Consider the following 11,297-nt stretch of genomic DNA (forward strand, 5'->3'; position numbering starts at 1 on the left):
GCTGTATTATAATGTATAAGTTAGTTGTGTGCCGTTCCAATGTCGGATATCTAGCGGTTGTTCGCTGATTCCGAATAGTGTGGAGCCGCTGCCACTCATAGCAGCGTAGATGGCTCCTGCCCTATAAAGCATCTCTTTACCCTCGGCAAGCGTGGGGTGATGGGCAAATATATGTGGTTCGAAGTCGTTGACTAGCCTATGGCGCCACTGATCCAAAGGGAGCTGAAGTGCCTCAGCCACATCTTCCCCTTGCTCATGGGGCTGCACGCCGCCATAAGCCTCAGCGGTGGAGACATGAATATCACTGAGAAGTAGGGTAAGGACTTTGCCGCTCAGGTCTACCCCATAGGGTGTGAGTACTTCGCCTATGCCCTCTGCCATCTGTGGCTCGTCCCGAAGGAAGAAAGGGCAATCGGCACCCAGTCGGGTGGCGAGTGGGTGGAGGTCATCGTAAGAGAGCCCGAGCTGGAACTGCCTATTAAGCAGCATCAGCATATTAGTAGCGTCCGACGAACCGCCCCCAAGTCCGGCGCCAGTGGGCACCCGCTTACGCAGGATAATCTCTACCGGTGGTAGCTCGGGGCGCACCTCCTGAATCATCCTATAGGCACGCACCACGAGGTTGTCCTCAGCTGGCTCTCCCCAAGTGCCGAAGTCGTAGCGCATACGATCGGCAGGGAGGATCTCCAGACTATCACGTAGCGGAATCGGATAGAGTAATGTCTGCAAGTCGTGGTACCCATCAGCCCGCTTGCGAAGTACCCGAAGACCGAGGTTGATCTTGGCTTTAGGAAATACAATCATAATACGAAAGTGCGGAGCAGAGCTATCTCGCTAGCCCAGAGGTCAGGGTTTGGTGTCTCGAGGATAATAGGGACATCGTCGGTACGTGGGTCATTCATGATAAGCTCGAATAGGGTCATACCCATCACGCCTTCGCCTACCGAGGCATGACGGTCTACACGGCTCGCTAGTGCTTTCTGTGAATCATTGAGATGGATCCCACGAAGGTAGCCTAGCCCCACTACCTTATCTAGTTCCCTAAAGGTCTCATTATACCCCTCCTGTGTACGGATATCGTAGCCTGCCGCTAGCGAATGGGCGGTATCGATACACACACCCACACGGCTCTTATCCTCCACCTGGTCGATGATCTCTGCCAAGTGCTCGAAGCGGTGCCCCAGATTAGTGCCCTGCCCAGCGGTATTCTCCAGCACGGCTGTAACGCCCGAGGTCTTGTCGAGTGCGCGATTGATCTCCTCGGCTATCTGAGCCAGACAAGCGCTTTCGCTCATCTGCTTCAGGTGACTTCCTGGGTGGAAGTTCAGCATCGTCAGTCCTAGCTGCTCGCAGCGTTGCATCTCGTCGAGAAAAGCATCCCTACTCTTCTTGAGGTTCTCCGCATCGGGATTCCCTAGGTTGATTAAGTAGCTAGCATGCGGCAGGATATACTTCTGCTCGAACCCTAGTTCTACCATCAGCTCCTTGAACTTCTCTATCTCTGCCGCCTCCATAGGTTTGGGGTACCATTGCCTTTGGTTGCGAGTAAAGAGTGCCAACGCATTGGCGCCAATCTCCTTGGCATTGGTGAGGGCATTTGATACGCCACCCGAAGCCGATACGTGAGCACCGATGTATTTTGTGCGCATAATTATCTTAGAAAATATCAAATTCGTCTACCATTGCAACAATATTCGTACCCGCTTGGTTCGTTCCCGAGAGCCGAACAAAACGGACTTCCTTGGGCTCCGATAGCTTGCAATACTGAGGAATAGGGTTATTCACGATGTTGCCAAACTCTCCGCTCTTAGCGCTGTCCCAGTGCTCGCCATCGGCACTCACCGATAGATCGTAGTGGGTCATCAACTTGTTGCCCTCTCCTTTGGGAGAGTAGACAAAGCCATTGACCATAAGGGTATTGCCGAGGTCGATGGTCAGCCCATCACCGTCTACCTTCTGCCAGCCATCCTTCGCTATAAGGGTCACTTGCGAAGCATCGACCGTAGGCGTTACCTCGGGCACTTGGTGCGCAGACACACTATATATATAGGCCATGCCTCGGCTTTCTAGGAGCTTGAGCCTTAGCTTGGAGGCACGGAAAGGCGCCTCGCTCAGGATAATCCTCTTGTGACCTATTGTAGTACCCTCGCCTACCTTCGTCCAGCCGTTACCTATCATTGCCTCTAGCTCGAAGCGTTCTACATGCTGCCCCTTGGCAATATCCTCTTGGAGTACCACGGCAGAGATTAGCTGCTCCTCGTCTAGTTCCCACTCGGCATAAGTACCTGCTTCGAGGGTAAGTGGCTCGAAGCCCACTACTGCATTCTGTGCATTGAAGTCTCTTACAAAGTGACCAAACTCCCTGAGGCGAGCGACATCCTTATCGTCGAGTCGCCCCTCCCTATTGGGCGGGATATTGAGGAGCAAGGAGGAGTTCATACCTACCGAACTGAAGTAGATATGCGCCAATTGCTCCAGACTCTTAGGCGCTTCACTCTCGTGGTAAAACCACCCTGGACGGATGCTCACATCCACTTCGCTAGGATACCAAAATAGCTCCGTTGCCTCCTCGAGCATAGCACGGCTACCTAGGTCTTGGCTCACGGCATCTATGCCAAGAGCTTCCTCTATCTGCTTGCTCCTATCTAGCGAACTTGGCGGTAGTACGGTAGCGCTCCACTCTGTCTCCCTCCCTAGTCCACGCTCATTGCCTACCCAGCGTACGTCACGCCCCATGATCGCTGTAATCGCATTGGGCTGCAGCTCACTGATCAGCGAAACCACCGCATCCCAATCGTACTCCTGCCGCTTACCATTCGGACCTTCGCCATTGGCACCATCGAACCACACCTCATCTACTTCGCCATAATTGGTGAGTAGCTCTCGGAGCTGCTCCAGATATACTTTATTGTAGGCTTCACCTGCACCATAGGTAGGGTGATTACGATCCCAAGGCGAGAGGTATAGCCCGAGTTTCAACCCATACTTCCTACACGACTGAGCGAGGTCGCCCACGACATCGCCTTTACCCTCGCGCCAAGGCGAACTCGCCACACTGTGCTCCGTGGTCTTGGTAGGCCATAAGCAAAAACCATCGTGGTGCTTAGCGGTGAGTATCACCAGCTTAAAACCCGCCTCAGATAGCTCCTTACACCACTGGTCGGTATCGAGTCCCTCAGGATTGAATAGTGCTGGATCCTCGGTACCATCGCCCCACTCCCTATCGGTAAAGGTATTGATACCAAAGTGGATAAAGGCAGTGAGCTCCAGCTTCTGCCATGCCAATTGCTGAGGTGTAGGCACGAGCCTACTGGCTAGGTCTACCTTCTCCTCGAAAGACATCGATTTGGGAAACTCCAGATGCTTCTCGTAAGTCGTTGTTGTCTCCTTCTGCGTTCCGCAGCTCGCCATGAGTAGCGTAGCTGCCATCATCGCGCATGCTTTGCCTAATCTATTCATACTATATCTTTATTCTCAGTAGTCGCCTTGTTCTGAGCGGCTACACTCTTCATATACCTTAGTACCAAAACGATAGCAGGGAGGGCAATCAGAATCACCCACCATATACCATCCACTTTGTCGATATCCGGCAGGAGAAGGGCTAGGAGGTTATTGAGGAAGTGGAAGAGTATCGCCATCCACAGTCCTCCATAGATCGCCACATATCCGAGCATGCCACCTATCAGTAGACGACCAGGGAAGCCAGTCCACTGCATGTGCACCGCACTGAATACGAGTGCCACTATCCAAATGGCAACATGCTTATTCTTCATCTTGGTAAGCAACCACCCCATGAGTGCGCCCCTGAAAAATAGCTCCTCGCCAAAGGGCGCTGCCACCACTGTACCTAGCCAAATGAGGATGCGTTTCACGGGCTCACGCTCCGTCATAATCTGCTCGTACTGCTCTGTGGTTGCCCGCTCTAGTTCCTCGAAGAGCGCCGGCACGGGTAGAACCTCCATGGCAGAGGTCAGCGCAGCTACCCCAGCAAGCGTGCTGATAAGTAGCAAGAGCATCGGCGCAATATTGCGAGGGACAACATCCTGAGTCCTCAAACGCCACACCTCTTCCATGTGGCTCCGTCGGTAGTAAGTCTCCACCAACCATGCTGGTAGTGCAAAGAGAACAAAGCCCTGCAGCAAAAGCCCTGCATACATAGCCATTTTGGCATCCGATAGCAGCACCAATGCCGGTATCATAATAACGGTGAGCACAATCCCCATAAGCACTAAAAACCCCCAGAGGGAGAAGAAGTAGCCTCCCTTGGGTGTCGCACTGGGGTTATAACTATTCCCTATCCATTCCATACTATTCACGTATTTTGAAATCATTAGCCACAAACTTACCAAAATCTCCTCTTCCATCCACCCATTGCGCTGTACCGCAATCCAGAATAGGCATAAGCCCCCCCTAAACCGAAGGTAGCCCCTAAACCCCCTAAAGGGGGCTTTTGCTCCGCTCCTCAGTTCAAGCGATGCTAACGAAAACTGCGCTACAGTTTCATCCCATTAACAGTCAGTAATAGAGAACATTAGCGCGGTTATATCTCATACCTTTTTCTAATACCCTATATAAGCAAAATTTATTCCTAGGAATAAATTTATTTATCTGTACAAATAAATATATTTATCTCTAGGAATAAATTTCGCTGATATAGGGTATCAGAAAACGGCATGAGCGATAACAATTTTTGGGAGGGCTATAGTCATGAGAAGAGTAAGCCCCCAAACCCCCTAAAGGGGGCTTAGCTCCTCTCCTCAGTTCAGGCGTGACTAACGAAAACCGCACTATTGTTTCACCCAATCCCCAGCCCTATAACAATAGGATACATTAGCGCGGTTTTCGCTAGCCTCGGTTAAGGGCAAAGCCCGAGGCCGTGGAGAGCTAAATACCGTTACTCACGCATGAGTTGCTCGATATCTACGGTCTTCTTATTTTGCTTACGCCTAGCGTGTATCAGTTTATAGACGGCTGGTACCACTATCAGCGTGAGGAAGGTAGAGACTGCCATACCTCCGATGATTACCCAAGCCATACCGTTGCGAAGCTCTGCGCCTGAACCCTTGGAGAGGGCGACAGGGAGCATACCTATAATGGTAGAGAGGGCTGTCATCAAGATAGGTCGGGTACGGATCCTTACTGCCTGAATGAGGGCATCGTCCATGGTCTGACCTTCTCGGAGGGCTTCATTGGTAAAGTCGACCAGAAGGATAGCATTCTTCGCCACCAGACCAACAAGCATCACGACTCCCAGCATCGCATAGATACTCATGGCGGTATTGGTAAGCGCCAATGCCAATAGCGCGCCTACGATAGATAATGGGATGGAAATCATCACCACAATTGGGTCGGTCCAGTTATTGTACAAAAGCACCATGGCTAGGTAGATGAGCATAAGCGATAGGAGAAGGGCAGTGATCAAGACACTCATAGAGTCTGACATCTTTTTCATGTCTCCTGTAGCTTGTATCTTTACGCCCTTCGGCATATCACTCTCTTGTAGCTTACTCATAAACTCCTTGGAGACGGCTCCTGCAGGTACGCCATAGACCTGAGACCTTAGGGTGACCGAACTATTACGGTTGTAGCGTTCGAGTCGACTAGGACCTGTTCCCAGCGAGATGTCGGCGAACTGTGCGAGTCGCACATTCTCACCACGAGGATTGACGAATCCCATATTCGCTACATCATCTGCCTGCTGGCGGTAGGACTTATCGGCGCGGATATTGATAGCATAGTCATCATTGCCCTGGGTGTACTTCAGCTGGTTGTTCCCTTGGAAGTGCATCTGCATGAGTACGCCCACATTGTCAAGCGTGAGCCCTAGCTCTGCCATCTTATCGCGGTCTACCTTTACGATAATTTCGGGGGTGGCATTCTCTACCGATAGTCGCTCTTGCATCACGCCCGAGATAGAGCCAAGGATTTGTAGCGCCTTATCGGCATACCCCATCACGGAGTCGTTGTCGCTACCAGTGATGATATACTCAATGGCTGCCTTGGCAGCTGTACCGGTGAGGTTGACACTAAATATATTTACCTTGGCATCCACAAGATAATCCGAGAGCGGTTTGCGAATACGGGTAATGTACTCCTCTGTCCCTTCTTTTTGCTTATGCAGTTTTACATTGAGTTCGGCGAGGTAAGGCGTTCCCTTGGTGCTCTGGGTATTGTCGCTGGTGAGTCCTACCATGGTTACGATTTCTTCCACCTCGGAGCGCTGCATAAACCAGTTCTCGGCCTTGAGGACGAGGGCATTGGACTCCTCCATGGAGATGTCTTTAGGCATCTCGAGCTGGACGATAAACTCTCCGCGGTCTATGTAGGGCTGGAACTCGAAGTTGATAAACCCTAAGGGGAAGAGTGCAAGTACGGCTACTGTAATCAAGCCCACAATAAGAGCGAGCTTGCCTTTGTGCTTCAGCCCCCATTCAGAAATATTGGAAATCCAATGGGCGAACTTCGAAATAGCCTTCTCGAAGCTAAGTAAGATGCGCTCGAAGAAGTTCTTGCCCGTAAGTTCGTAGATATTACCATACCTAGAGGTAAGGAGCGGCACCAAGGTGAGCGCAGCCAAAAGGCTGAAAAGGATGGCTATGACGATAACGGCACAGAACTGCCGTAGGATGTCAGAGACCAAGGTATCGGTGAAGATAACGGGAAGGAAGACGACCACCAGCACCAAGGTGACGGAGACCACCGTTAGCCCGATCTCTTTCATCGCATCATAGGTCGCCCGCACTCTATTCTTGCCCATCTCGATGTGGCGGTACACGTTCTCAATCACCACGATTGCATCATCCACAATGACACCTATCACGAGTGAGAGTGCGAGGAGCGACATGAGGTTGAGTGTGAAGCCGAAGAGCTTCATGCCGATAAAGGAGGAGATAAGGGAGACAGGTACGACAACCATTACGATGAGGGCGTTCCTAAAGTTGTGTAGGAAGAATAGGATCACCACCGATACCAGTATGATCGCTAGTAGCAAATCGATGAGTACGGAATTGATAGACTGGTGGGTGAAAGTGGTAGTATCCTGTGCCACATTTATCTTTAGCCCGTCATTGGCGTAGTCCTCTTCGAGCTGCGCAATCTTATCATTGACTTGCTCGCTCACCTTGATGGCATTGGCATCGGACTGCTTGAGGATATTGATAAGGATAGCATCCTGACCATTGACGCGCCCTATCTTCACTGGATCCTTGATATCATCGATCACCTCAGCGATATCACCTAGACGAACCAAGGCGCCTGTCTGTGTAGTCCGGACAACGAGGCTACGAAGCTCCTCAATAGAGGTAATCTTACCCGAAAGGCGGATGGCTGTCTGGGTCTCATCGTTATGGAGATAGCCGGTAGGGAAGTCGAGATTCCCCGCACGGATAGCGCCCTGTACCATGAGTGGGGTGAGCCCAAACTCTCTCAACTTTGCCTGATCTAGGTTGATTTGTATCTCGCGCTCAGTACCGCCGACTAGTCCTATCTTGGCTACGCCATTGACATGCGATAGCTCGGGCACTATACGCTTATCTACCAGCTGGAAGAAGTCGGTAGGCGCCATATTGGAGACCGCCGAGAGGATGAGTATTGGCTTCTCATCTACCGAAATCTTGGAGATAGTAGGGGAGAGGATATCTCGTGGCAGCTCCATGCGCTTGGCATTGATGAGGTTCTGCGCATCGGTCATGGCTTTATCGATATTCGTACCAAAGTTGAACGACACTAAGATCATGGACATCCCCTCGAAGGAGAAGGACTGAATATTATCAATGCCTTCCATGCTCGAGAGGGCATCCTCTGCCTTGCGTGTGAGCGAAGTCTCGACCTCGCTAGGGGAGGCGCCTGGGTAGATAATCTGCACATTTAGCACCGGCGGAGTAAACTTTGGCATCAGTTCCGCGCTTAAGCTCTTATAGCTTAGGTAGCCCAATACGGTCAGGAGTATAAATAGTACGGTGACGAATATAGGCCGCTTGATAGATAATTCTGTTAGTTTCATATCGCTTCCCTCCTATGTCACTTCACGTTCTTCACCGGTGTACCATTAGTGATATTGATAAGGCCGGCTATCACTATGCTATCGCCCTGCTGTAGTCCCTCAAGCACCTCGATACGGTTGCCGATGATGCCGCCAGCGACGATAGGCTTTTTCGTGGCTACGCCATTCTGTACCACATATACACTAGCATCTTTTACGCTACCGCTGATGGCACTGCGTGGGATGAGGATGCCTGTCTTCTGCGCTTCATTTCCGAACGAGATACCTACGTACATACCAGGGAGTAGGTCCAGCTCTTTCTCCGTAATGGTGACCTCTACAGGGAAGTTGAGAGAGCGATCCGCTTTGTCGCTTACGAAAGTCACCTCTCCAGCTATCGTCTTGCCTGGATATAGGTCGCTAGTCACCACGACAGCCTGACCCTTGGTGACGCCAAGTCTTTGCTTTTCCGTGAGGTAACCATTGACCTTCAGCTGAGAATCGTCGATGATATCGAAGAGCTTGGCTCCGGGATTGAGGAAGCTACCGACCTCTACATACCGCTTGTAGATCTTACCCGACATTGGCGCCTTGATAGAGGCATCTGAAAGGCGTCTACGGCTAGCGATGTAGCGGCTCTCGGCAGCCACCATCTGGGTATGGATAGCGGCGAGCTGCTGATCCGTGACACCGCCTTGGGCGTTGGCGTTCTTAAAGCGCTCGTAATCCTTCTGTGCGGCTTCGTAGGCTACGCGGGTGGATTCGACATCTGCCCGAAGGGTCTCCGCATCTAGCTGTATCAGCACTTTGCCCTTCTGCACTTGGTCTCCTTCGTTGGCGTAAATCTGCATCACACGACCGCCCATATCGGAAACGAAAGAGAGGTCGTGCGCAGCCTCGAGCACGCCATTGGTCTCGAAGTTCGTAGCATAGGAGCTACTATCCACCACCTCGGTACGCACCGCTACTGCCGATGCTTCGTCCTCCAGCATCTGTGTTTTGGAGGCGGTAGATCTCTTATTGAGTATAAGGATGAGCACGACGAGTGCCACGATAAGTATACTCGCCACGATATAAGTTATGCGTTTCATAAGTACTTGTATTTATTTATTGTCATTAGTTCCCTTATCTCTCCATTGGCTTTCTTGAGGTCGATGTACGCCTTCATATACTCATTGAGGGCATTGGCATACGACATCTGTGCTTGTATCAGTGATTGGCTGGCATTGAGTACGTCCGATAGCGAAGCCACACCGAGTACATAGTTATTCTGTGCGATATCAAAGACTTGCTCGGCTAGCTGCTGATTATCTTTCTGTAGTGCAATCGTTCGTCGGGTATCGCTTAGCTTGAGCTCAGCATTCTTATGCGCCATACTGAGGGATTGCTCTAGTATCTTGATATCCTCTTGGGCTTTCATGAGTTCGAGATTGCTCTCCTTAACCTTCGAACGGCGACTAAAGCCGCTGAAGATAGGAATCTTTAGGCTTAGCCCAATCATCGCAGTAGGATACCAGTAGTTGGTTTCCCCTCTGAAAAACTCATCGCAGACACCATTGTACTGCGCATTGAACATCAGGGATATCGTAGGCATATACTCGTAGATGGCTGCTTTCTTCTGGAGCTTCGCCATCTCTTTCTTCTCTAGTAGTAGCTTGTAGGCGGTGTGCTGGGTGAGCGCAAAGGGCTCCAGTGATACCTCTTTCGCCTTGTCCTCTACGAGCGAGAGATCCATAGGCGCTATCGAGAGCGGTGACTCTATATCCAATCCCATCTGTAACTTCAGAAGATTCTTCTGCACCTCTACCACATTCTGTATTGCGGACCTCTGGGTGAGGAGGTTGGTAAGGTTTACCTTGAGGCGGTCTACATCTACCTTCTTCACCAAGCCATTGGCGTGATTGACCTCCATCATTTTGAGCATCTTCTCTACCAGCTCCACGCTCTTGCTCATCCCGCCCATGGCATATTCGGTACTCTGGATGCCGTAGTAGAGCGTGGCGGTCTGGGTAATCACATCTTCCTCTGTGGACTCCGCCCCTAGTGCTGCCATACGCTCTGCCACCTTGGATATCTTCACGGCATTGAAGAGCGAGAGGTTGAGAATCTGCTGAAACGCTTGTATCCCCACATTGGCAGTGTACTGTGTACCCATCTCCACCGTCATATACTTAGGTGCATTAGGGTTCTGCATATTGGGGGGTAGCATGCTATTCATGAAGTTGGGCATCACGAACTTTGCTTTCTTAATATTGTCATTAAGATTGGCGGATCCATTGATCTGAGGCATCAATGCACCCAAGACTTCCTTGCGTGCATAATTTGCCTTCTCCTTGTCGTAGCCCGACTTCTTAATGTTGAGGTTATGCTGAAGCGCATACTCTAGGCAGCTCTGCAGCGAATAGACCTCTTGCGCATGGGCATCTGTCCCCAGAAACGATAGACCGAAGCTTGCCACAAAAGCAATCGCCACACACCATACAGATGATTTACTCCTTAGTCCTTCCATAGTTATTATCAATTATTTTTTTCCCTTTGTCCGACGTTATAGCTCTTAAGTGATACTCGAGGATGTCCTCGAAGTAGGTCTTGGGTATTAGTGGATTACTATTAACTATCCCATTGATATAAAATCCGAAGATGGAATAAGACATATAACTCCCCACAAACTCGATATCCAGATCCTCACGGTAGATACCATCCTCTATCCCTTTGCTTAGGTTAGCTTCTATCTTCTGCTTGAAAAAGCCCGAACCCACTACGTGCTCCAGCATAGCTTGGTTGGGGTTATCGCGCATGAGATCGGAGAAGAAGACGGGGTTGACCACCATAAAGAGATTGGTGACGCTGAAGAAGGTGCACCTCATGTTTTCAATGGGCGAATGATGAGGATCGTCTAGCTTAGAGAGCGCATACCTGAAATCGCTCGAGATGGAGCGGATACACTCCTTCAAAAGCTCTTCTTTCGAACTAAAATGGTTGTACAACGTTTTCTTTGTTACCCCAATCTTAGTTGCGATCTCATCCAGTGATAGCCTCAGACCTAGATTCCGCAAAGTATAGATCGGCGCTGTTGGGGGTAGTATTTGGGGGTACTTTGGGGTGCTCTTTGCTGTATTTTGGGAGGTGTTTGGCTGTTTTGGAGATTGGTCTTTGTCTTTTTTATCTATTTATAAGCTACTGAATACCACAATTATTGTAAATGGGTACACTTTGGGACACGAGATTGCCAGCGGGCTATTTGGTTAGCTCGCTACTGAATGTTTCCAATTGTTTGTTTCCCTCTCCTCTCCCTCTCCTTTTTGCTACACCGCTA

The 11,297-nt window shown here is 50.4% G+C and carries 8 protein-coding genes; all 8 read right to left on the reverse strand.

What is annotated here, in order from left to right:
- Positions 1-6: 6 nt before the first annotated feature.
- The 8 genes from ispE to A3GG_RS0105935 all read right to left on the reverse strand — a co-directional run bounded on the left by ispE (position 7) and on the right by A3GG_RS0105935 (position 11,037).
- Complete coding sequence (gene ispE, locus A3GG_RS0105900; RefSeq protein ID WP_018358396.1) at positions 7-804, reverse strand: 4-(cytidine 5'-diphospho)-2-C-methyl-D-erythritol kinase; 798 nt, start codon at positions 802-804, stop codon at positions 7-9.
- A complete protein-coding gene (gene nfo, locus A3GG_RS0105905; RefSeq protein ID WP_018358397.1) occupies positions 801-1,649 on the reverse strand; it encodes a deoxyribonuclease IV in 849 nt (282 codons plus the stop codon). Before nfo ends, ispE begins: the two co-directional genes overlap by 4 nt.
- Positions 1,650-1,656: 7 nt before the next feature.
- Positions 1,657-3,459: an alpha-L-fucosidase gene (locus tag A3GG_RS0105910; protein WP_018358398.1), complete on the reverse strand. Its 1,803-nt coding sequence runs from the start codon at positions 3,457-3,459 to the stop codon at positions 1,657-1,659.
- The gene (locus A3GG_RS0105915; RefSeq protein WP_169333153.1) at positions 3,456-4,307 is read right to left on the reverse strand and encodes a CPBP family intramembrane glutamic endopeptidase; all 852 of its coding nucleotides are present in this window, start codon (positions 4,305-4,307) and stop codon (positions 3,456-3,458) included. The genes A3GG_RS0105910 and A3GG_RS0105915 overlap by 4 nt, the downstream gene beginning before the upstream one ends.
- A gap of 587 nt (positions 4,308-4,894) precedes the next feature.
- Positions 4,895-8,002, reverse strand: a complete 3,108-nt coding sequence (locus tag A3GG_RS0105920; RefSeq protein WP_018358400.1) for an efflux RND transporter permease subunit — start codon at positions 8,000-8,002, stop codon at positions 4,895-4,897.
- Positions 8,003-8,019: 17 nt separating this feature from the next.
- The gene (locus tag A3GG_RS0105925; RefSeq protein WP_018358401.1) at positions 8,020-9,072 is read right to left on the reverse strand and encodes an efflux RND transporter periplasmic adaptor subunit; all 1,053 of its coding nucleotides are present in this window, start codon (positions 9,070-9,072) and stop codon (positions 8,020-8,022) included.
- Positions 9,069-10,490 carry a TolC family protein gene (locus A3GG_RS0105930; RefSeq protein WP_018358402.1) on the reverse strand — a complete coding sequence of 474 codons (1,422 nt, stop codon included), beginning with the start codon at positions 10,488-10,490 and terminating at the stop codon, positions 9,069-9,071. Before A3GG_RS0105930 ends, A3GG_RS0105925 begins: the two co-directional genes overlap by 4 nt.
- Entirely contained in the window at positions 10,471-11,037 is a 567-nt protein-coding gene (locus tag A3GG_RS0105935) for a TetR/AcrR family transcriptional regulator (protein ID WP_428829143.1), read from the reverse strand. Before A3GG_RS0105935 ends, A3GG_RS0105930 begins: the two co-directional genes overlap by 20 nt.
- Between the last annotated feature and the right edge of the window lie 260 nt (positions 11,038-11,297).

It is taken from the genome of Porphyromonas levii DSM 23370 (assembly GCF_000379925.1).
Taxonomy (GTDB): Bacteria; Bacteroidota; Bacteroidia; order Bacteroidales; family Porphyromonadaceae; genus Porphyromonas_A; species Porphyromonas_A levii.